At 37.5% G+C, this 22,126-nt stretch carries 15 protein-coding genes and 1 tRNA gene; 4 read left to right on the top strand and 12 right to left on the bottom strand.

The window, feature by feature from the left end; genetic code table 11:
- The first annotated feature begins 6 nt into the window (after positions 1-6).
- A complete protein-coding gene (locus BUB25_RS15080) occupies positions 7-2,307 on the top strand; it encodes an aminotransferase class III-fold pyridoxal phosphate-dependent enzyme (protein WP_072945793.1) in 2,301 nt (766 codons plus the stop codon).
- A gap of 193 nt (positions 2,308-2,500) precedes the next feature.
- Here the strand turns inward: BUB25_RS15080 and BUB25_RS15085 are convergent, their stop codons facing one another.
- The 5 genes from BUB25_RS15085 to BUB25_RS15105 all read right to left on the bottom strand — a co-directional run bounded on the left by BUB25_RS15085 (position 2,501) and on the right by BUB25_RS15105 (position 10,239).
- Positions 2,501-4,609, bottom strand: a complete 2,109-nt coding sequence (locus BUB25_RS15085; RefSeq protein ID WP_072945794.1) for a beta-galactosidase — start codon at positions 4,607-4,609, stop codon at positions 2,501-2,503.
- Between the two features lie 48 nt (positions 4,610-4,657).
- Entirely contained in the window at positions 4,658-6,658 is a 2,001-nt protein-coding gene (locus BUB25_RS15090) for an MGH1-like glycoside hydrolase domain-containing protein (protein WP_072945796.1), read from the bottom strand.
- A gap of 225 nt (positions 6,659-6,883) precedes the next feature.
- Positions 6,884-7,984, bottom strand: coding sequence for a DUF4407 domain-containing protein (locus tag BUB25_RS15095; protein WP_072945798.1), 1,101 nt, complete (start codon positions 7,982-7,984; stop codon positions 6,884-6,886).
- Positions 7,985-8,170: 186 nt separating this feature from the next.
- Entirely contained in the window at positions 8,171-9,772 is a 1,602-nt protein-coding gene (gene pckA, locus BUB25_RS15100; protein WP_072945799.1) for a phosphoenolpyruvate carboxykinase (ATP), read from the bottom strand.
- 80 nt (positions 9,773-9,852) lie between these two features.
- The gene (locus BUB25_RS15105) at positions 9,853-10,239 is read right to left on the bottom strand and encodes a DUF423 domain-containing protein (protein WP_072945801.1); all 387 of its coding nucleotides are present in this window, start codon (positions 10,237-10,239) and stop codon (positions 9,853-9,855) included.
- A gap of 150 nt (positions 10,240-10,389) precedes the next feature.
- Between BUB25_RS15105 and BUB25_RS15110 the strand changes: the two genes are divergently transcribed.
- Positions 10,390-11,760 carry a saccharopine dehydrogenase family protein gene (locus tag BUB25_RS15110; RefSeq protein ID WP_072945803.1) on the top strand — a complete coding sequence of 457 codons (1,371 nt, stop codon included), beginning with the start codon at positions 10,390-10,392 and terminating at the stop codon, positions 11,758-11,760.
- 71 nt (positions 11,761-11,831) lie between these two features.
- Here the strand turns inward: BUB25_RS15110 and BUB25_RS16765 are convergent, their stop codons facing one another.
- The 4 genes from BUB25_RS16765 to BUB25_RS15130 form a co-directional block, all read right to left on the bottom strand.
- Positions 11,832-13,577: a M56 family metallopeptidase gene (locus BUB25_RS16765; RefSeq protein ID WP_072945808.1), complete on the bottom strand. Its 1,746-nt coding sequence runs from the start codon at positions 13,575-13,577 to the stop codon at positions 11,832-11,834.
- A complete protein-coding gene (locus BUB25_RS15120) occupies positions 13,574-13,948 on the bottom strand; it encodes a BlaI/MecI/CopY family transcriptional regulator (protein ID WP_072945810.1) in 375 nt (124 codons plus the stop codon). The genes BUB25_RS16765 and BUB25_RS15120 overlap by 4 nt, the downstream gene beginning before the upstream one ends.
- Positions 13,949-13,961: 13 nt before the next feature.
- Positions 13,962-14,387: a toxin-antitoxin system YwqK family antitoxin gene (locus BUB25_RS15125; protein ID WP_072945811.1), complete on the bottom strand. Its 426-nt coding sequence runs from the start codon at positions 14,385-14,387 to the stop codon at positions 13,962-13,964.
- A 248-nt stretch (positions 14,388-14,635) separates the two neighbouring features.
- Positions 14,636-16,024, bottom strand: coding sequence for a dipeptidase (locus BUB25_RS15130; RefSeq protein ID WP_072945813.1), 1,389 nt, complete (start codon positions 16,022-16,024; stop codon positions 14,636-14,638).
- A gap of 112 nt (positions 16,025-16,136) precedes the next feature.
- On the opposite strand from BUB25_RS15130, the gene BUB25_RS15135 reads away from it, so the two are divergent.
- A tRNA-Leu gene (locus BUB25_RS15135) sits at positions 16,137-16,218 on the top strand.
- Positions 16,219-16,503: 285 nt separating this feature from the next.
- Here the strand turns inward: BUB25_RS15135 and BUB25_RS15140 are convergent.
- Entirely contained in the window at positions 16,504-18,270 is a 1,767-nt protein-coding gene (locus tag BUB25_RS15140) for a DUF885 domain-containing protein (protein WP_072945847.1), read from the bottom strand.
- A 264-nt stretch (positions 18,271-18,534) separates the two neighbouring features.
- On the opposite strand from BUB25_RS15140, the gene BUB25_RS15145 reads away from it, so the two are divergent.
- Positions 18,535-20,682, top strand: coding sequence for a M3 family metallopeptidase (locus BUB25_RS15145; RefSeq protein WP_072945814.1), 2,148 nt, complete (start codon positions 18,535-18,537; stop codon positions 20,680-20,682).
- An 85-nt stretch (positions 20,683-20,767) separates the two neighbouring features.
- Here the strand turns inward: BUB25_RS15145 and BUB25_RS15150 are convergent, their stop codons facing one another.
- On the bottom strand, positions 20,768-21,130 hold the full coding sequence (locus BUB25_RS15150) for a nuclear transport factor 2 family protein (RefSeq protein ID WP_072945816.1): 363 nt from the start codon (positions 21,128-21,130) through the stop codon (positions 20,768-20,770).
- 81 nt (positions 21,131-21,211) lie between these two features.
- Positions 21,212-22,123 (bottom strand): pseudouridine synthase, encoded by a 912-nt coding sequence (locus BUB25_RS15155; RefSeq protein WP_072945818.1) that lies wholly within the window; start codon positions 22,121-22,123, stop codon positions 21,212-21,214.
- Positions 22,124-22,126 lie beyond the last annotated feature (3 nt).

A 22,126-nucleotide genomic window follows, 5' to 3' on the forward strand; every position in this document is an offset into this window, starting at 1 on the left:
CCTATTATGAAATTTACCGAATCCTTTATAATTAACCTTATCCAAGAGCAATATGGGTTAGATGTTAGCTGTAAAATCCTTAACGGATATGATGAGCTGAACTTTTTACTTACAGACTCTTTTGATAAAAAATATATTTTTAAAATAGCTACCGAAGAACACAATCCGTATTTCTTGGATGCACAGGTTCAAATGGTAAAACTACTTGCCAAAAGTCCTATGGCCGAAAAATTCCAGCACTATCTTACAAATGAAAGTCAGCAGGAAATAGGTCAAATAACGATTGAAGGATTCTCTTATTATTATCGATTACTCAGCTTTTTGGAAGGCGATTTCTGGGTGAACCAAAAGCATAAATCACCAGCTTTGGCTTTAAATTTGGGTAGGTTTTTAGGCGAAATGGATGCGCTTTTGAAAGATTTCAAACATCCCGCGGCCAACCGTTATTATGAGTGGGATGTCAAAAATGCCTTAGACGCAAGAAAAAATTTGGCTTGTATCCAATCTCATGAAAACCGACGTTTAGTCGCTTATTTTCTATTGCAATTTGAAACAGAAGTAAGTCCGAATATTTCATCCTTGCGTACAGCAACGATTCACAATGATGCCAATGATTATAATGTTTTGGTAAACGGAGATTCGGTTAGCGGATTGATTGATTTTGGCGATATGGTACATACTTCATTGATCAATAATTTGGCTATTGCCTGTACTTATGCAATGCTCGATACCGAGAATCCGCTTGAAGTAGCTGCCGAAATTGTAAAAGGATACCATCAGAAAATGCCTTTGACAGCTCAAGAGCTTTCTTTGTTGTATTATCTGATTGCAGGCAGACTTTGTATTAGTTTGTGCCAATCGGCTTACAATTATTCGAAAGACAGCACGAATGAACACCATTTTATTACCGAGAAACCAGCTTGGAAATTACTCCACCAGCTCATTCGCATCAATCCTTTAAAGGCGCATAATGAATTTAGGTTGGCCTGTGGTTTTTCTCCGGTGATACATCCAGAGGACAATCACGAGACTATTCTGAAAGAAAGACAACAATACATAGGGAAGAATTTAAGTATCAGCTATGCTAAAAAAGTAAAAATTGATAAAGGGGCGCTTCAATACCTTTATGATGATCAGGGAAATACTTTTTTGGATTGTGTGAATAACGTGAGTCATGTGGGGCATTGTCATCCTACGGTGGTCAAAGCGATGCAAAAACAAATTGCCACATTAAACACCAATACGCGTTATTTGAACACCAATATTATAGATTACGCAAAAAAATTGACGGCAACTTTACCCAAAGAATTAACGGTTTGTTATTTTACGAATTCGGGGAGTGAGGCCAATGATTTGGCTATTCGAATGAGCCGTCATTTTACCAAACAAAAAGATGTCATTGTATTGGATCACGCTTATCACGGAACTTCAACGACAGCAATCGAGATGAGTCCGTATAAATTTGACGGTAAAGGTGGTTTTGGAAAAATGTCTTACATACACAAAGCACAAAATCCGGATATGTACCGAGGGGAGTACAAATACGGCGACTCTAAAGCCGGCGAAAAATACGCCAAAGATGTTGATCGTATCATAACTGCATTGGAAACCGAATCTAAAAAACCGGCAGCATTCATCTGCGAGACTTTATTGGGAGTAGGAGGACAAATTGCATTGCCACCAAATTACTTAAAAGAAGTGTATGCCAAAGTAAGAGAAGCAGGCGGTATTTGTATTGCCGATGAAGTTCAGGTTGGCTTTGGTCGTGTGGGCACGAAATTCTGGGGTTTCGAGCTGCAGGATGTGGTACCAGATATCGTGGTATTGGGTAAACCAATGGGGAATGGGCATCCTTTGGCGGCGGTGGTTACCACTCAAGAAATTGCCGATGCTTTTAATAATGGGATGGAATACTTCAATACTTTTGGAGGAAATCCGGTATCAATGGCAACAGGATTAGCGGTTTTAAATGTAATCGAAGAAGAAGAATTACAGCAAAATGCGCTTGAAGTGGGGAATTATTTAGTGCAAAGATTAGCGGAATTAAAACCGAAATACGATATCATTGGCGATGTGCGCGGTAACGGATTGTTTGTTGGGGTAGAATTAGTGAGAGACAGAATTACACTCGAACCTGCCGTTCCAGAAATTGACCATATCGTTGAAAAAATGAAGGATCGCGGTTTTTTTATTAGTACCGACGGACCTTTGTACAATGTATTAAAAATAAAACCACCGATTATTTTCAGTAAAGAAAATGCCGATGAATTTGTCGATAATTTAGATGCCGTTTTTGGAGGTTTTTAAATAAATGGGCTTAAACAGTAAGCCAAGACTAAGAGTAATCATTTGATTCTTAGTAAAAATCAGTATATTTCTGTTAAATAGAGTTTTTAGAAAAAAAATAGGCTGTCTTGTGAGACGGCCTATTTTTTTTTGGAGATTATCGTAAAGTTTTTCAGTATTAATTTGGATAGCTTTACCACATAGGAATGTTGTTTTATTTCCAAATAACAGCTTGAGCCGGTTGCAATGGATTTTCACCAACCAAGATTTTGCTTCCTTTTTGAATTGGAAGTTGGATTGCCTCGTCGGTGTAATTTACACCTACATAGAAACCGTCTCTCCAGTCGATATAGACTCCTTTTGGCAGGTTTTCTATAGCTACATTAGCACGGTTAAAAACAGTTCGAATCATCTCTCTCTCGAGAGTTCCATCGTTGCTTTCGACGCCTATATACGTTACGCTTCCTTTGCCCAGTTTTCGAGTGATCACTGCTGCTTTATCTTTATAAAATTGGTCTGCATAAGTAGCCAATACTTCTGTTCCTTTTTTTGGAGACAAGACATCAGCCCAGGTTCTCCATTGGTAACTATTTTCTCCGGATTTAATTTTTCCTTGCACATCAGCCACAAGCATATCAAAAAACTCCACGTCAGCTCCAATTAAAGGGATTATTGGTCCGGCCCAATTGGCTTCAAAGAAATGGCCGTTTTTATCTTTTTGACCCGTACGGCAGGAAAGAATAAGGTTCCCACCGTTCTCGACATATTTAGTCCATTTGTCAACCAGTTTTTGGTCAATCAATTGGTAGGCGGGTGCCACCATAAACGGATATTGAGAAAAATCATCCTCTTCAGTAATAAAATCCATCGGTGCCCCGGTTGATTTTACTGCCGCCGTATAGAAATTGCGGTGTTGCCAAGTGTTCCAGAATTCCGTTTGTTTTTGATTTTCCAAATCCCATAGGTTTTCGTGGTTCCAAAGAAAAGCGGTTTTACGTTGGGCAATTTCTTTAGGGATGACTGCTTTTGGATTGTATTCTTTGCGAAGCATTTTCATTTCTTCGATGGCTTGTACAAATTCTTTTCCTCCTGTAGAAAGACTTACTCCATCAGTACCTACAATTCCGTCATGGTACATTTCGCTGCTTCCCAGCGGGTGTCTGTAACGGTAGGTATTCGAAAAAGAACATCCGCCACCAAAGGCCTGCATCAGCCACATGTGTACTGTCCCGGGTTGTAGTTGTGGGTTAATGGAAGCCCAGTTTACCTGACCCGGTTGTAGTTCCATAATACCCGTTACCCCATTGATGGATCGGTAATAATCGTTGGCCTCAGCAATTTTATAAGGTGATCCCATTCTGAAATTATTGCCTCCCAACGTATTTCTTCCGCTCACAGGATACATGGTATAGGTGATGAAATCCATTTTGTTGGCGCGTCTAGGATCGGCATCATAGGTTACGTTGGTGAAATTGGTCGTGATCCACTGTTTTGGATCGGTATATTTTCTTAGTATTTCGGCTTGTCTGTTCAGGTATTCTGATTGCGCATCGGCGGTGAATCTTTTGAAGTCCAAAACAGCGTGTGGACTCAGTTTGTCTTCAACATAGATTTCAGTATTCGGCAATACAATTTGTTCGAAATTATTATAACGGGTGCTCCAGAAACTGCCAATCCATTCGGTATTGAGTTTGTCAATAGTTTTGTATTTGGCTTTAAGCCAATTTTGAAAAGCTTTGCGAGCTGATGGACTAAAATCAGGAGTAGCCAAGGGTTCATTGTCAATCTGCCAACCCATGATATTTTTGTTTTTTCCGTATCTTTTGCCCAATTCGGCTACGATCTGATCGGTATATTCACGGTATTTTTCGTTGGTAACCGAGACGTTGGCTCTATTGCCGTGTTCTCTTTGGCGGCCATTGGCATCGATCAAATAGATTTCGGGGTGTTTCTCTCCTAGCCAGGCCGGTGGTGTTAATGAGGGAGTACAAAGGATTACTTTAAGGCCTGATTTTTCGGCTAGCGCCAAAGCCTCATCCAGCCATTTGAAATCGTATTTCCCTTCTACGGGCTCCATGAATGTCCATGCAAATTCGGCAAAATGGGTAAATTCAAAACCCAGTTTTTTAATGTTTTTCAAATCGCGTTCCCATTGTTCTCTTGGCCATTGTTCCGGATAATAGTAAACACCAATACTCATTAAATCGGATTTTGGAAAAAAACGCTGCGCATCTTTCTTTTCTTGGGAAAAAGAAGGCACGCAATGGATGATGCTTAGGATTACAAAAAGAATTTTTGTCAGTAAATCGTTTCGTTTGTTCATTTTGGTTAGATAATAGAATTATTGGTTTGTAAATGTTTGCGTTATAGGTTACTCTTTTAATAATAGCATCAGGTAATGCGCGGCTGACCAGCTAAAGTTAAAAGATTCTAATCCTTTTCCGGTTAAGGGTTGATAATTTTCCCGAATAGCTTCGCCCGCTTGCATGACTCCTTCGGCATTGTGGATTAGTTTGTGAGATAATTCATTGGCTTCGGCAGTATAGCCGTAATTATACAAGCCTTTTATGCCAAAATAACTTTGGTCCAGCCAGATTGGTCCTCTCCAATATCCACCTTCGGGTTTGAATTTCGGGTGATCGGCGGCCAGAGTTGGCAAAGGCACAAAGGTGTTGAAAATAGCCGGATTCATCATATTTTCTTTGGCCATTTTTACTTGTGTTGGAGTGGCAACTTTGGCCCAAATAGGCAGATAGCCTTCACATCCCATATCTTTTAGTAAAGTGGTTCCATCGATGGTACTGTCATAAAACCAAGCTGTTTCCTGATCCCAAAATTGCTTTTGAATTTTTTCTTTTAAATGTAGGGCTTCTTTTTTTAAAGTCGCTGTCTCTATGGGCAATGAAATGATAGCCGCGATGTTGCTTAAAAACAATTTTTCAGCATATAAAAAACTATTTAGGTCTACACTTTCACGATCAAGAGAATAGGCTCCTTCGCTATTTTTTAAAATAGTACTATTATCAAAACGGACTGCGTTATCCATTCCGCTTTCCCATTTAGCCGCAATCAGCGTGCCATCTGTAGAACCAAATTCGCATAAACCATCCTGATCATGATCCCTCTCCTTGTACCACCAGTTGTGATATGCCTTCAATTTTGGATACATTTCGGCTAGGAATTTTTTGTCTTTTGATTTTTCAAAAGTTTTCCAAACAGCCCAAGCGGCCAAAGGGGATTTTGTGTTTCGGTAATTATTTTGTTCTATCAAGTGGTCTCTGTAAATACAATCAGGAATAAAACCATTCGGCTCTTGATAGTCAAACATGGCTCTGATTTGGTTTTTTGCCAATTCAGGATTGTAATTGGCAACCGCTACTGCGTGTTTCCAACTATCCCAAGCCCAGAAGCCATTAAACCATTGGTAATTATAACTCGGAAAAAGGCCATCGTGACGCAGACCTTCTGCTGCAATTCGGGTGTTATTTTGCAGGGTGAGTACCAGCTTAGCCACTAAATTCGAATAAATTTCGTTTTTGTAGATGTCTTTTTTATTGGCTATTAATTTTGCCAATTGAAGTTCTTTCTCTTTTTTGTTTCTTTCCAGTTCTGTTTCGAAGTTAATTTTTGTCAATGATTCTTTTTCTTTTTGCCAGGAATATTGAGGAAAAATGAAAGTTTGTGAAACCAATATTTCTTTGGTTTCATTTGGTTTTAGCGTTAGCTTTTCAATTTGGACTTTGTATCCTTCTTTTGTAATCTCAATAGCTGTAGCATTCGAAAATTGAATGTATCCAATGGCCTCGCTTTTTGTGGAAACGATTTTTAGTTGTTGATTTTCTTTCGATAATTGTAAATCATCCAAAAATAATTTCGATTCACAAGAGGGAAATAAGCTTATTTTTTGTGAGGAGCGATTGGTGATGGTCGTTTTTTGTAGTGCAGTGTGGCCGGAAACAAAAAACAATTGTTGTTTTACGGTTATTTTGTCATTTTTAAATTCCTGTTCCAAATGACTATTATAGCTGTTTTGGTTCACCAAAGTCATTTTCCAGTCGATAATTTCTTTTTGATTTTCATTCATCAAATGAAGGGAAATAAAAGAAGGACTGATCCAAACTCCGTTTTGTTCTGTCAATAAATAAGGTCCTGAGAAACCGCCTTGTGCTGCGGAAGATTCTAAAAATCCAAAAGCAAACCAAGCTCCTTTGTCTGAAAAGGCTAAAGATTTTCTATCGCTAGCATTGGACGGTCTTCCTTTGTAATTTAAGCTGTTTTTGCTGCTTTCTAAATTAGGAAATTTTTTTTGGGCATGTCCAATACTAATAAAAGCAAATGCTAAGAGTAATAAAGTGGTATTCTTGTGTTTCATGTTAGCTGAAAATAAATCGTTTTAGTCTTATTGGTTTTTGTTATTGGACTAAAATAGGAGATTATTTTGTCTTAATTATTTTTTAGTTGCAATATGATAAAATAGAATAATTTAGGGTTAATATAGTATAGGATTTAGAGGCTGTACGGATTTGTTCAAATACAGAAAAGAGGATGATTGTTTTGTAATAAAAAAGAGGCTGTCTTTATTGGGACAGCCTCTTTTTTATAAAGTTTTCTTTTGTTTTTCGACAAAATTATGAGCTTGTAATTCCAGAAGCTCGGTCGCTTTTTGTCTTTGTAAATCATATAACTTTTTATCTTCGGCGATATCAGCATATACTTTATCGTGCATCGTAGCACTGGTTTTTACCAAAAGTTCTCTTTGGTATTTGTCTTGTGACAGCGTCGTTTTTAAAGCGGTTTCCAGATCTTCCAACTTATAATCGTATTCTCCTTTTGGAGAAAGTAATTTGGCTATGATTGGTGAAGTTTCGATAGCTAAGAATAACAGCATGATAAAGAATGAAGGCAGCCAAGGCAATTTATTCAAAGCATTTATTCGTGCCATTAAACCGTCAAAACCATCAATGATGGGTTGTGTTTCGCTTACTTTTTTGTCCAAATCAGCCTGAAGAAGTTTTGCCTTGTTTTCTTTTTCGGTAATTTTTGCCAAATTGTTTTTTCGAATGGTATCCAGTTGAGTTGAAGCGAGATTGTGTTTGGCTATTTTTTCTTTAAAAACGGGGCCTTTGCCTAATTTCATGGTTCCTTTGGTTCCTTCGGCTTCCGTGATATAGGTTTCATACAGCGTATTGACTTCTTTCTCTTTTTTGGCGATGTCTGATTTTAAACTGTCAATTTCCGCTTTGTTTTTATCTAAATCCGTTTGGAAATAAGTAGCGACTTCTTTTTTGTTTTCGAGAGCCATCGCATTTTTTTCTTTCAATAAAACGGTGTTGATTTCCTTTTCGAAAATTTTAATTTCTAATGGTTTTGAAATGACGATAGCGATGATAATGGCTAAAATAATTCGGGGAGTGGCTTGTAGAAATTCACTTGAGAATCGATCTCTCTTTCGAATGGTAGAAACAATAAAACGATCTAGATTAAAAATAAGTAATCCCCATACTAGACCAAAAATTAGTGCGGGATAAATAGAGTCAAAGACGGTGAAGAGCGCGTAAGCACTGGCAATAAAGGCCATAATTGCTGTAAAAAAAACGGTGGCGCCAATGCCCACATACTTAGTTTGTTCTCCTTGGGAGCATCCCTCCAGGATGTCTTTGTCTGCTCCGGAGCAAACGATGAAAAATTGTTTTAACATGATTGATTTTTTTGATTGATTGATTGCTTCAGCAGTTCGCCTTTCAGGCTCTTTTGGTGCTGCAAATTTAACGCCAAAAAATCAATATTGTTGTAAAGCGCTGATTTGTTTTTGATTGTAGGCTTAAAACGAAAAAAGAGCTATTCATAACGAACAGCTCTTTTCATTTATTGAATTATAATTAACTTATGCTTTAGGTGCGCCAGCCATAATTTCGGCATTGGCAAACTCTTCAAATTTAGCGAAATTAGCTTTGAATTTTTGACCTAATTCAATCGCTTTTTTATCATACAAATCTTTGTCTTCCCAAGTGTTTCTCGGGTCTAAGATGTCAGCAGGAACATCCGGGCAAGATTGCGGAATTGCAATTCCAAAAACGTTATGGTCTTTATATTCTACATTGTCCAATTCTCCGTTTAAAGCGGCAGTAATCATGGCACGGGTATATTTTAGTTTCATTCGGCTCCCTGTTCCATAAGGGCCTCCAGTCCATCCAGTGTTGATTAGCCAAACTTTTACGTTAGCATCTTTGGTTTTTTTACTCAACATTTCAGCATATCTTGTTGGGTGTAAGGGCATAAATGGTGCTCCAAAACAAGCAGAGAAATTAGGTTGAGGTTCTGTTACCCCAGCTTCTGTACCAGCAACTTTAGCGGTATAGCCAGAAATAAAGTGATAAGCGGCCTGTCCTGGTGTTAATCTTGAAATAGGAGGTAGGATACCATAAGCATCTGCTGTCAAGAAGAAAATGTTTTTTGGGTTTTTCCCTATAGAACCAGGTTGTATATTATCAATATGGTAAATAGGGTAGCTTACTCTGGTATTTTGTGTTATCGAAATATCGCTATAATCCACATCGTTTGTGCCTTCTTTGAAAACCACGTTCTCCAGAATAGCTCCTTTTTTGATTGCTCTAAAGATGTCTGGTTCATTTTCTTCTGAAAGATTGATCACTTTTGCGTAACAACCGCCTTCAAAATTAAAAACAGTATTTTCGTTAGTCCAACCGTGTTCATCGTCTCCAATTAGTTTTCTTTTAGGATCTGCTGATAGAGTAGTTTTTCCTGTTCCTGATAATCCAAAGAAAATAGCAGTATCGTCTTCCTCTCCTACATTGGCACTGCAATGCATCGGTAAGGTGTTTTTGTCAACTGGGAGGATGAAGTTCAAGGCAGAGAAAATTCCCTTTTTCATTTCACCGGTATAACCTGTTCCTCCAATTAGTGCAATTTTTCGAGTAAAATCTAAGATAGCAAAATTACTTTGTCGGGTTCCGTCCACAGCTGGATCGGCAAGGAAACTTGGTACACACAATAAAGTCCAATCGGATTTAAAATCGGCAAGTTCTGCTGCCTCTGGTCTTAGAAACATATTGTAGCAAAACAGGTTTGCCCAAGCAGTTTCTGTAATTACCCTTACATTTAATCTGTAATTGGGATCTGCACATACATAAGAATCTCTTACAAAAACTTCTTTGTTAGATAAATAGGCAGTTACCTTATTGTACAAAGCATCAAACGCTTTTGATTCGAAAGGGATATTTACATTTCCCCACCAAACCTGATCTTTGGTGATGTTGTCTTTTACAATAAAACGATCTTGTGGCGAACGTCCTGTATATTCTCCTGTATTAATAGCTAAAGCACCAGTCGAACTTTCGATCCCCTGGCCTGACGCTATTGTCATGTCATGTAATTCGTTGGCTGATAATTGATAATGAATCTTTGCGTTTTCAATTCCTAAGTCTTCAAGCGAAATCGATTGCGTAAACGGTGTGTTATTATCCATAAAATTATTTATTGTGTTGTTTATTTTAAAGGCAACAAAAGTAGAAATTATATTTTAGATATGTTTTGATTATCTTAGTTTTATGATTTTTTGTTAAAATAATGCAATAATAAGGTCCCCCAAGCTAGTATTAACAGGAGTCCGCCTATAGGTGTTACAAAACCAATTGTTTTAAAATCAAAAGAAGTTAGGTTGTTTGTAGCTAATAAGTAAATGGATCCGGAGAATAAAAAGATCCCTGAAAGGGTCAGGAAATAGATAGTTTTCTTTGTTTTTTCGGGTAAGTCTTTTAGTGTTGCAATAAAAATTAAAAATAGTGCATGGTACATTTGGTAACGAACCCCTGTTTCAAAAGTAATGAGTTGTTCTGCGTCTAAAACTTTTTTGAGAGCATGTGCTCCAAATGCCCCCAAAATGATCGTTAACATTCCAATAAAAGCAGCTGTAGAGAGTATTCTTCTGTCCATTTTTTCTTTTTTTTTAACTGTAAAAGTATTCCTTATCTGAGATATCTAAAAGGAATTTGATAGATACTTTTGATTATTGTCGTTTTTTTAACAAAGCGCATTTGTTATAAATACAACAATTATGTATGTTTGTGTTATATTTATAAAATCATGAGAGTCATTTTAGTAATTGGGGCAGGAAGATCGGCATCTTCATTGATACAGTATTTTTTAAATAAATCTACAGCAGAGAATCTGCATCTCGTTATTGGTGACTTGTCATTGGAATTAGCGCAAAAGAAAACGAACAACCATCCTAATGCTACGGCAATGGCTTTGGATATTTTTGATGCCAATCAAAGAAAAGAAGCAATCCAAAAAGCCGATATCGTTATTTCGATGCTGCCGGCCCATTTGCACATTGAAGTGGCTAGAGATTGTGTTGTTTATAAAAAGAATATGGTTACGGCATCTTATATTAGCGATGAAATGCAGGGACTCGATGCGGCGGCAAAAGAGAATAATCTTATTTTCATGAATGAGATTGGTCTTGATCCGGGAATAGACCATATGAGTGCGATGAAAGTTATTGATGGGATTAGGGATAAAGGCGGAAAAATGCTTTTGTTTGAATCTTTTTGTGGCGGACTTGTTGCTCCTGAGTCAGATACGAATCTTTGGAACTATAAATTTACTTGGGCTCCCCGAAACGTGGTGCTTGCCGGACAAGGCGGTTGCGCTAAGTTTATTCAAGAAGGAACTTATAAATACATTCCTTATTGTAATTTATTCAGGAGAACGGAATTTTTGGATGTAGAGGGTTATGGTCGTTTTGAGGCTTATTCCAATAGGGATTCTCTGAAGTATAAAAGTGTCTATGGTTTAGATAATGTACTTACCTTGTATAGAGGGACGATTCGTAGAGTTGGTTTTTCAAAAGCTTGGAACATGTTTGTCCAACTTGGTATGACAGATGACAGCTATGTGATGGAAAATTCTGAAAACATGAGTTACCGTCAATTTGTCAATTCCTTTTTGCCGTATCATCCAACGGATTCTGTTGAAATAAAAACACGTCTGATTCTGAAAATTGACCAAGATGATATTATGTGGGATAAGTTGTTGGAATTGGATTTGTTTAATAATAAAAAAATCGTAGGGCTCAAAAATGCAACTCCTGCGCAGATTTTAGAAAAAATATTGAGCGATAGCTGGACACTTCAGGCCGATGATAAAGATATGATTGTGATGTACCATAAATTCGGTTATGAATTAAACGGAGTAAAACAGCAAATCGATTCAAAAATGGTTTGTATTGGTGACGATCAAACTTATACTGCAATGGCAAAAACCGTTGGTTTGCCGGTAGCAATGGCCACTTTGCTGATTTTGAATGGAAAAATAAAAACTCCCGGAGTGCAGCTTCCTATTAATAAAGAAGTGTATCTGCCTATCTTGGAAGAATTAGAAGAGTATGGAGTTGTTTTTAAAGAGGAATCCATGCCTTATTTAGGGTATAGACCGGATAAAATTTTTAGTTAGTGTTTTTTTTAGATTTTTTTTAGTTTTTATTATTCCGCTTCCATGCCTGGAAGCGGATTTTTTTTTACAGTTTATATTTTAGATTGAATAGTGATGGGTACGCTGTACATTGTTCGAACGGCTTCTCCATTTACTTTTCCGGGAGTCCATTTAGGGCTTAATTTTAAAACTCTTACCGCTTCTTCTCCTGTTCCATAGCCAATGTCTCGAAGTATTTTAAAGTCGTTTAGACTTCCATCAACCTCAACAATGAATGTTACATATACTTTTCCTTTTAATTTTACATCATCCGGTGTTTGGGGTATTTTGAAATTTGCTGCTACAAATTTGAAGAAATTTTCCATTCCCCCCGGGAAATTTGGTTTTTCATTTACTGAAGCGGTATTGTGAATTTTGTTTTCTTTTTGATCGTCAGTTTTTATTCTGACTGGTTGAGTCTTGTCTTTTTTGTTGGAAATTTTATTGATTGCTTCGGTATTTTTTTTCTTGTTTAATATTATTGTAATTTTTTTTCCTGAAAATTTAAGATGGGAATCCTTTAAATTTTTATCAAAATAGGCGGGGCTATATAAACTGAGCTGATGTAGTTGAGGGTGTTGTTTTGTTCGAGCGTTTTTATAGATAAAACTTACCGAAAAATAGGCAATGTCCTTTGTTGTGTAATGGTCTAATTTTGAGTTTGGAATATTTTTTCCGTCAAACCAGATTGCAAAATCCTTTTCGTTTTTCCAACTTTGGAATTCTTTTTCCGTGGGTGTTTTTTTAGCGTTCGCAGAAGGAATATAGCTTAAATACCTCGTTTTTTCGGCTAGAGTTAATTCTTCATATTTCTTGTCGATCAGTATTTTTTTGTTGGGGTCTTTAACGATGATTTTAACACCTGCATAATAGGTATCTCTCCTTTTGTCTTTAGAACTTTCGGATTGAATTGTTTTTTTAGGAGTAGAAGGCGTTTTTTCTTGGGCAACTGTTTCAACACATACTAAGAAAGTAAGTCCTGTTAATACTGGTATTAATACCAGTTTTTTCAACACAGTTCTTGATGCAGATGTGGTTTTTGTCATCATAATTAATCTTTTTTTGGTTACTGAATAATTCAAATTACTGGCCAAGTAATAGGTTGGGTTCGCGTTTGCCTTCGATAGGAGTAAATTCTGGTAAAACGGAACATTGTTATGGGATTTTACAACTTTTTCATCTGCGAGGAATTCGTGATTGAGTTGAATGGCTTTTTTGTAAAAAACAAAAATGGGATTGAACCAAAAAATTACTTTCAGGGTTTCGATAAATAGAATGTCTAAGGTGTGTTTTTGGCTTACGTGAATCAGTTCATGAGTGTATAATTCGGCTTCAATTTTTCGATGATGATAGTCGGTTTTATTGATAAAAATGCTGTTTAAGAAGGTATAAGGAAGCGTTTCTTCTTGCAACAAAACCAGTTTCGCCTTTTTGTAATCAATAGTTGGATTTGATTTTGTTTTTGCATTCAATTTTGAAACATTTAAAATGAACCGAAACAATAATGCCAAAGCCACTAAACCATATAAACTCCAGGCGGCGATAAGCCAATAATTAGTGGATTCTTCCAGAACATTCACACTGCTTCCTTCCATTGAGATGGTGTTTTGAGTTGCCTCGTGTTGGGCGACTTCCTGAATCACTTCGATGCTTATGAAAGGAATGGCAAATGAAAACAGCATGCTAAACAACAGGTAAAATCTATTGAACTGATGCATTTTTTCTTTTTCCAATGCCAGATGGTATACGGCCAGTAGCACAACTAAGGAAAGTGTCGATTTGATTAGAAAGTCTATCATTTTTTCTTTTTTTGAATGGCGCTATCTACTATTTTTTTGAGTTCTTCCAATTCTTTTTCAGATAGATTGGTCTCTGTGGTAAAGAAAGAGGCAAATTGGGAAGCGGAATCGTTAAAGAAGTTCTTTATTAATCCGTTGACGTGTTTGGAGAAATAAGCTGTTTTTTTGACCAATGGATAATATTCCCTTGAATTTCCAAATTCAGTATAAGCGATAAATTGCTTGTCGATCATTCTTTTTAATAAGGTAGCGACGGTGGTGGTTTTGGGTTTTGGTTCCGGATAAGCTTCGAGTAAATCTTTCATAAAGGCTTTCTCTAGTTTCCAAAGGTGTTCCATCAGCTGTTCTTCGGAGTTGGTGAGTTGTTGCATTTTTGATGTTTTTTTATTTTAAAATTGTTTCAGAGACAAGTTTGCCCTTGTCGTAATTTCGTTGCATTATGAGTTGGCCTTTGTTGTCATAAAAATTCCAATTGCCATTATAAAACCAATGTGCATATTTCTTGCTGAGATCTAAAGTGGTTTTTCCTTGGGATTGTATTTTTCCATTTTGGTGAAAAAATGTAGTGATACAATCGTTTTTCTTGTGTTTCTCTTTTTTGATTATTTTCCCGTCCAGGTAATAGCGCCATTTTTTGATGGGATCGTCATTACGGTATTTTCCAATGGACTTGTAATTGGCACTATCTAATGAGTATTTTTCGATCCAAAGTCCTTCTCTTTTCTTGTTTATCTTCTGATTGATTAATCTAGGTTTACATGAAAATAAACTTAAAAGAATACAGCTTAGAATGATAATTGATTTTTTCATACGCTTTATGTTCTACAGAAAAAGACATTGCTCTACAAATGTAGAATTAAAATTGAAATAAACAAATAGTTTTGTAATTGTTTTATTTTTAGCTGTTTATCTTTTTTGATGGCGTTAGGGATAGTAGCGACATCCTTTTGCTTTTTTTAAGAAAAGCAAAAGATATAGCGAATAGCCCGGCCGAAGGAAACGCTAAAAAAAAATCCGCTCATTGCTGAACGGATTTCGTGAAATTATTTTGAGGCAATTTATTTGCTTAACTCGACAAAATATTTGTAAAACAACGGAATGGTTTCAATTCCTTTCAGGTAGTTGAATACGCCGAAATGTTCGTTGGGTGAGTGGATGGCATCGCTGTCCAAGCCGAATCCCATTAATATTGTTTTGCTTTTTAGTTCTTTTTCGAATAAGGCAACAATAGGGATGCTTCCTCCGGAACGAACCGGAATGGCAGGAACGCCGAAAGTTTCGGTATAGGCCATATTGGCCGCTTTGTAGCCAATGCTGTCTATAGGAGTTACATAGCCTTGACCTCCGTGATGCGGTTTCACTTTTACTGTTACTCCGGCGGGAGCAATGCTTGTGAAATGTTTAGCAAACAGTTCAGTGATTTCTTCCCAGTCTTGATTAGGCACTAATCGCATCGAGATTTTGGCAAAAGCTTGGCTTGCAATAACCGTTTTGGCTCCTTCGCCAGTGTAACCGCCCCAGATTCCGTTGACGTCCAGTGTAGGACGGATGGAATTTCTTTCATTGGTCGTATAGCCTTTTTCCCCATAGACATCATTTAAGTCCAATGCTTTTTTATAATTTTCCAAGTTGAAAGGCGCTTTGGCCATTTCGGCTCTTTCTTCCAGAGATAATTCTTCTACCTTGTCATAGAATCCAGGAATGGTGATATGGTTGTTTTCGTCATGAAGCGAAGCAATCATTTTTGCCAAAACATTTATCGGATTGGCAACCGCTCCACCATAGAGTCCGGAGTGTAAGTCGCGGTTTGGACCTGTAACTTCCACTTCTACATAGCTTAATCCGCGTAATCCTGTTGTGATAGAAGGTTGCTGGTTAGAGATCATTCCGGTATCCGAAATCAAGATGACGTCGTTTTTAAGCTTTTCGGTATTGTTTTCAACGAATGTTTTCAGGTTTACGCTGCCTACTTCTTCTTCGCCTTCAATCATGAATTTAACATTACAAGGCAGGGTGTTGCTTTGGATCATGTATTCGAACGCCTTTACGTGCATGTACATTTGACCTTTGTCATCACAGGCGCCACGGGCAAATATGGCTCCTTCGGGATGTATTTCGGTAGTTTTGATTACCGGTTCAAATGGAGGAGAGGTCCATAACTCGATCGGATCGGCCGGTTGTACGTCATAATGACCGTAAACGAGAACCGTTGGTAAATTTTTATCAATTATTTTTTCGCCATAAACGATAGGGTAACCGGCAGTTTCGCAAATTTCGACTTTGTCGCAGCCTGCTTTTTCCAAGCTTCTTTTTACGGCTTCAGAAGTATCTATGACATCCTGCGAATAGGCTGTGTCTGCGCTTACGGATGGGATTTTTAGTAATTCAATTAATTCGTTGAGGAAACGCTCCTTGTTTTCTTGTACGTATGACTTAATATTTTCCATTTATGGGCTTTTTTTTATAAAAATCAAAAGTACAAAAAATAGAATGAAAATTTTTTTCAAAAATTGCTTTGAATATTAGAAGTTATGATTATATTTGCACCCACAATTACACGCGGATATGGTGAAATTGGTAGACATGCCAGACTTAGGATCTGGTGCCGCAAGGCGTGTAGGTTCGAGTCCTATTATCCGCACACAAATCAAGACTTAAACAGCTGTTATTCAGTTTTTTAAGTCTTTTTTGTTTTTATTCTATCCCCAATATTAGCCCGATCAGTCGCAAAATACTTACTTTAGGTTGTATTTTAGTTATAAAGAATCTAAAACTAAGCATAGACTATCCATACTGTATCTATACACGATCTATGCTATATCTGTACTATATCTATGCTATATCTATGCTATATCTGTACTATATCTATGCTGTATCTGTGCTATATCTATGCTGTATCTGTGCTTGATGTGTCGGGCTAAAATAATTATTTTCCGCTTGCTATCCAGGCATCTATTTTCTTTTCCAGTAAAGCCAATGGCATCACGCCGGATTCCAATACTTTTTGGTGGAATTTTTTAATATCAAATTGGGTACCCATTTTGGTTTCGGCTTTTTTTCGAAGTTCCAGGATTTTTAACTGGCCGATTTTATAGGACAATGCCTGGCCCGGAATGGCCATATATCGTTCTATTTCGGGGATGATGCTGGCTTCGCTTTCGGCTTCGTTTTCGAGGGAGTATTGGATGGCTTGTTCTCTCGTCCAGCCTTTGCTGTGTAGTCCGGTGTCAACTACTAAACGGATGGCTCTGTGCATTTCGTTACTCAGCATCCCAAAATACTGATAAGGATCTTGATACAGACCTAATTCCTTACCCAGACTTTCGGTGTATAATGCCCAGCCTTCGCCGTAAGCGCCAAACCAGTTGAACTTTCTGAAATCAGGTAGTTCGTTGTTTTCCTGTTGCAGCGAAATTTGGAAATGATGCCCGGGAATGGCTTCGTGCAGAAATAAATCCTCGTCGCCATAAGTATTGTAATTTGCCACATCGGGGATGGGAACATAAAAGATTCCTGGTCGGGAACCGTCTGCGGTGCCTTGAATGTATTCGGCGCTGGCCGTTTTTTCCCTGAAGGCTTCTGTTCTTCTGATTTCGAATTTGGTTTTGGGCTGCAGCGAGAATAGTTTGTCCACATTAGGTTTTATGATACCGTAAATGCGTTGGAAATTGGCAATTACCTCTTCGGGTTTTTTGAAGGGTTTTAGTTCTTTTTTGTTTCGAACTTCGTCAAAAAATTGAAGTAAAGTACCCTTGAAAGCCAGCTGAGTTTTTACTTTTTCCATTTCGGCCTGTAATCGGGCGACTTCTTTTAATCCCAATTCGTGAATTTGTTGAGGAGTCATTGTTGTCGTGGTCCATTGTTTGGTATAGCTGGCATATAATTCTTTGCCAAAAGGCAAACTTCCAATTCCGCTGCTTGCTCTCGAAGCGGGAAGGTATTCGTTTTTAAGAAAATCGGCCATTTTCTGGTATTGCGGAATTAGTTTTTCGTTGATCGCCGCAGTGTATTTGGCAGTTAAATCCTTTTTTACCTGATCAGAAAAAGTGTTCGGCATCCGTTTTATCGACGAATAAAAAAGGTTGTCTTCAATATTTGGAGTGGCCATTTCGGCAAATTGCGGGATTAGTTTCACGGTCAATGCTTTTGGCAGAACAATGCCTTGGTCGATTCCTTTTTTCATATAAACCATTGCCGAGTCAATCCAAAGGCTGTATTTTTCCATTCTGGACAGGAAATTAGCATAGTCCTTTTCTGTCTTGAAAGGCTGTGCACTGGTTCCTCCTGCAAATTGGCCCATGGTTAAATGCGTTCCCCAAAATTGGTGAATCGGCATCAGATTGGTCGGCTGTTTTAAAAGATCTTTTCCCACTTCAACTTCCCATCGGATAATTTCATAGCTGTTTTTCTCTTCTTCCGAAAGTTGTGTTTGGTCGATCGCATCCAAGGCAGCATTGTATTTATTGAAAAATGCCAGTTGTTTGCTTCTAAAATCATCAGTCATTTCGAACTGCAATTGGTCGTTGTACTGATTCTGTCCGTTTTGGGTTGCGTCCAGCGGGTTTAGGCTATTTTTATCGTCAAAATAGTTTTTTGTCAACAGGCTAAAGTCATTTTCCATGTCTTTCGATTTACAGTTTGCTAACAGAAAGATAAGGCTTAATGTGATGAAAACGGCGGTTATTTTTTTCATAGTCATTGGTTGTTACATAGTTGTAGCTAATTTATTTAAAAATAATGGATAAACTGCTATATCTATTTTTAGTTTGTTTTAAGTCAAGATGGTGAGAGGATTCGAATTTTTACTTGGCACGATTTGATGCATATTTTTTTGATTGTTGGAGTCGGATGAATAAATTGTATAAAATTTTATTAAAATTTAGTTAACTAATTGCATTATGTGCAAGTCTTGAGTTGTTTTGTATAAATTTACTTTTTTATAATTAATTAATTCCAAATGAGAAAAAAATCCTTTTTTATTTTGTTAGTCATTGGTAATATGCTAACAGTTGAAGCTCAGGAAAAAAGAGAAGAAACGATAGCGAATCCTTTTTTTCAACCGTATAATACGCCTTTTAATGTGCCGCCTTTTGATAAGATCAAAAACGAGCATTTTAAACCTGCAATTTTGGAAGGTATCAAAAAACACGATGCTGAGATTAATGCCATTGCCAATAATACAGCGGCTCCTAGTTTTGACAATACGATTCTTGCCATGGAAAATGCAGGAGAATTATTGTCGAATGTAAATGTGGTTTTTTCGAATTTGAATGGTGCGAATACCAATAAAGAAATGCAAAATATTGCCAAAGAAGTGGCGCCGAATTTGTCGGCACACAGAGACAATATTTATTTGAATGCGAAGTTGTTTGCCAGGGTAAAAACACTTTGGGATCAAAAAGAATCTTTGGGATTGAACTTAGAGCAGGCTAAAATTCTGGATAATTCCTATAAAGATTTCGTGCGAAGCGGAGCTAATTTGTCTGATTCTGATAAAGAAACTTTGCGAAAAATAAACGGGGAACTTTCGCTGTTAAGCCTGAAATACGGTCAAAATATCTTAGCAGAAACCAATAAATACGAATTGGTTATCACCGCTAAAAAAGACTTAGCCGGCTTGCCACAAGGATTGATAGATGCGGCAGCCGCAGATGCCAAGGCCAAAGGGAAAGAAGGAAAATGGGTTTTTACACTTGCTAATTCTAGCGTAATGCCGTTCTTGCAATACAGCTCTAACAGAAAATTGCGTCAGGAAATTTGGAATGCTTATCAAACCAGGGCAAATCATGACGATGAATTCGATAACAAAGAGAACGCCGTAAAACTGGCTAATCTGCGCGGTCAGAAAGCCCGTTTGCTGGGTTATAAATCCCATTCTAATTATGTGTTGGAGGAATCGATGGCCAAAACACCTGAGAATGTCAACAAACTTTTGAGTGATTTGTGGAAGCCTGCTTTGGAGATTGCTAAGCAAGAAGCGGCCGATATTAAAAAAATGATGGCCAAAGACGGGATCAAAGGCGAGGTGCAGCCTTATGATTGGAGGTATTATACCGAAAAAATCAGAAAGGCCCGTTTTGATTTGGACGAGGAGGAATTAAAACCTTTCTTTAGTCTGGAAAATGTGAGAAGCGGAGTTTTTCAAGTCACGGAGAAGTTATACGGAATTCAGTTTAAAGAATTGAATAATGTTCCTAAGTATCATGAAGATGCCTCTGTGTGGGAAGTTTTGGAGGCAGACGGAAGGCATATTGGGATTATTTATATGGACTTTCATCCTCGTGAATCAAAACGTGGTGGCGCCTGGATGACCTCGTATAGAAGTCAAAAAACAGTTGATGGAAAACGTATGGCACCAGTCATTTCTATTGTTTGTAATTTTACTAAACCTACAGGATCGGCTCCGGCATTGTTGACTTTTGACGAGGTGACTACTTTTTTCCATGAATTTGGACATGCTTTACATGGATTATTATCTAATGTGACTTATAAGAGTCTTGCGGGAACAAGTGTTCCAAGAGATTTTGTTGAATTGCCATCTCAAATTATGGAAAACTGGGCAGCAGAACCGGAGGTTTTGAACCTGTATGCCAAGCAGTATAAAACGGGTGAAGTTATTCCGGAGTCTTTAATCAATAAATTGAAAAAAGCGGGAACTTTTGATCAAGGCTTTACTACAACTGAATATCTTGCGGCTTCTTTGCTTGATTTGGAATACCATTCGCAAACCCAAGATATAAAGGTAGATGCTAATGCTTTTGAAAAGGCAGCGATGAATAAAATAGGTTTAATAGATGCGATTATCCCAAGGTATAGAAGTACTTATTTTAACCATATATTCGCGGGAGGTTATTCTTCAGGTTACTATAGTTATATCTGGTCCGGTGTTTTGGATACCGATGCATTTGAAGCCTTTAAAACCACTACTTTGTTCAATCCGGAGAAAGCAAAACTATTCCGCGAGAATATTTTGGAAAAGGGTGGAACGGAAGATCCGATGATTCTTTATAAGCGTTTTCGCGGGGCAGAACCGAGTATTGAGCCTTTGTTGAGAAAAAGAGGATTAGATAAAAAGGAAGTGCCGACTAAAAAAGTGAGGGACTAAAAAAGAGTTTCACTTTTTAATAGAAAAACCTACAACGGAATGATTTCGGTTGTAGGTTTTTTTTTGTTTCTGTAATTCAAGAATACTATCCGTGATATACGCGTGAAGCAATGATTTTATCTTCTTTTACAACGAGAACTTCGGCTATCAGCATGTTCTCTTCTCCTTCTACAGATCGGGTGTATTCCATGAAAACGCGATCGCCATTTGCCGTAAGCGAAGTGACTTTGTAATTTAGGCTTGGCAATCTGTGAAAGGCGTCCTGCCACCATTCGCGAATCGCTTGTTTCCCAATGACAAGTCCGTTAGTTTCGGGTTTGCGAAGTTTCAGTTTTGGACTGAAATGTTGTGCGTCATCATCATAAAGCGAAAGCAGTTGTTCTAGATTGTGTGTGTTAAAAGCATCAAACCATTTGAAGGCAATAGACTGTAATTTTTCGGGTGTCATAATAATTGTGTTGGTCAAGCATAAAAAAATCCCATTTCGTTTGTCACGAAAGGGATTTTAATTGTAATGATTTCAATGAATTTATTTTAAATTCTTCAAATTGATGATTTCTTGTTCGGTAAGTAATCTCCAGTTTCCTCTTGGTAAATTTTTCTTGGTTAAACCAGCGAATGAAACACGGTCAATTCTTAAAACATCGTATTTGAAGTGTTCGAAGATAGCACGAACCACTTTTACATTAGAAGATCTTAATTTAAGTCCGATCTCGCTTTTTGCTTCTCCTTCAATATAGCTTACATCTTCTACAAAAACACGGTGTCCGTCAAGAACAAGACCTTTACTGATTTTTTCTAAATCCTCAAATTTCAAATTCTTGTCTAAAGAAACCTGGTAGATTTTAGATGATTTTTGGCTTGGTAAGGAGAATTTACGAATCATATCCGTATCATTCGTAAACAATAGCAGACCGGTAGTGTTCTTGTCCATTCTTCCTACAGCGGCAATTTTTGAAGTTGTAGAACCTTTAACCAGTTCTAATACATTTCGAAATTCCTGACCTTCGTCAAGTGCTGTTGTAAAGTTTTTTGGTTTGTTTAACAAGATGTATACTTTTTTCTCCGGAGTAAGTGTTGCTCCGTCAAAATTTACGGTATCGCCTGGTTTTACCATGTATCCCATTTCGGTAACCGGAATTCCGTTTACTTTTACGTTACCGGATTGAATGTAAATATCCGCATCACGACGGGAACAAGCGCCAGAGTTGGCGATATATTTATTCAAACGAATTTCGTCTTTTACTTTAGGTCTTTTAGGTGCCTGATTTGGTTTTTTTTCCACTTTATCAGAAACCACTTCTACTGCTTTAGTATTTATTTTTGCTTTTTTTGGACCTTGTGCCCTTTTTTGCATCGCAGGTTTTGGCTTATTGGAGCTAGGTCTAGAACTTGTTGGTCTAGCGCCACTTCTTTTATTATTGCCTTCCTTATTATTCATAAT

The organism is Flavobacterium granuli (assembly GCF_900129705.1).
Lineage (GTDB): Bacteria > Bacteroidota > Bacteroidia > Flavobacteriales > Flavobacteriaceae > Flavobacterium > Flavobacterium granuli.

Excerpts from the sequence above, each read along its gene's own strand:
- BUB25_RS15080 (WP_072945793.1), top strand. The coding sequence starts at position 7 with ATGAAATTTACCGAATCCTTTATAATTAACCTTATCCAAGAGCAATAT.
- BUB25_RS15085 (WP_072945794.1), bottom strand. The coding sequence starts at position 4,609 with ATGAACAAACGAAACGATTTACTGACAAAAATTCTTTTTGTAATCCTA.
- BUB25_RS15090 (WP_072945796.1), bottom strand. The coding sequence starts at position 6,658 with ATGAAACACAAGAATACCACTTTATTACTCTTAGCATTTGCTTTTATT.
- BUB25_RS15095 (WP_072945798.1), bottom strand. The coding sequence starts at position 7,984 with ATGTTAAAACAATTTTTCATCGTTTGCTCCGGAGCAGACAAAGACATC.
- pckA (WP_072945799.1), bottom strand. The coding sequence starts at position 9,772 with ATGGATAATAACACACCGTTTACGCAATCGATTTCGCTTGAAGACTTA.
- BUB25_RS15105 (WP_072945801.1), bottom strand. The coding sequence starts at position 10,239 with ATGGACAGAAGAATACTCTCTACAGCTGCTTTTATTGGAATGTTAACG.
- BUB25_RS15110 (WP_072945803.1), top strand. The coding sequence starts at position 10,390 with ATGAGAGTCATTTTAGTAATTGGGGCAGGAAGATCGGCATCTTCATTG.
- BUB25_RS16765 (WP_072945808.1), bottom strand. The coding sequence starts at position 13,577 with ATGATAGACTTTCTAATCAAATCGACACTTTCCTTAGTTGTGCTACTG.
- BUB25_RS15120 (WP_072945810.1), bottom strand. The coding sequence starts at position 13,948 with ATGCAACAACTCACCAACTCCGAAGAACAGCTGATGGAACACCTTTGG.
- BUB25_RS15125 (WP_072945811.1), bottom strand. The coding sequence starts at position 14,387 with ATGAAAAAATCAATTATCATTCTAAGCTGTATTCTTTTAAGTTTATTT.
- BUB25_RS15130 (WP_072945813.1), bottom strand. The coding sequence starts at position 16,024 with ATGGAAAATATTAAGTCATACGTACAAGAAAACAAGGAGCGTTTCCTC.
- BUB25_RS15140 (WP_072945847.1), bottom strand. The coding sequence starts at position 18,270 with ATGAAAAAAATAACCGCCGTTTTCATCACATTAAGCCTTATCTTTCTG.
- BUB25_RS15145 (WP_072945814.1), top strand. The coding sequence starts at position 18,535 with ATGAGAAAAAAATCCTTTTTTATTTTGTTAGTCATTGGTAATATGCTA.
- BUB25_RS15150 (WP_072945816.1), bottom strand. The coding sequence starts at position 21,130 with ATGACACCCGAAAAATTACAGTCTATTGCCTTCAAATGGTTTGATGCT.
- BUB25_RS15155 (WP_072945818.1), bottom strand. The coding sequence starts at position 22,123 with ATGAATAATAAGGAAGGCAATAATAAAAGAAGTGGCGCTAGACCAACA.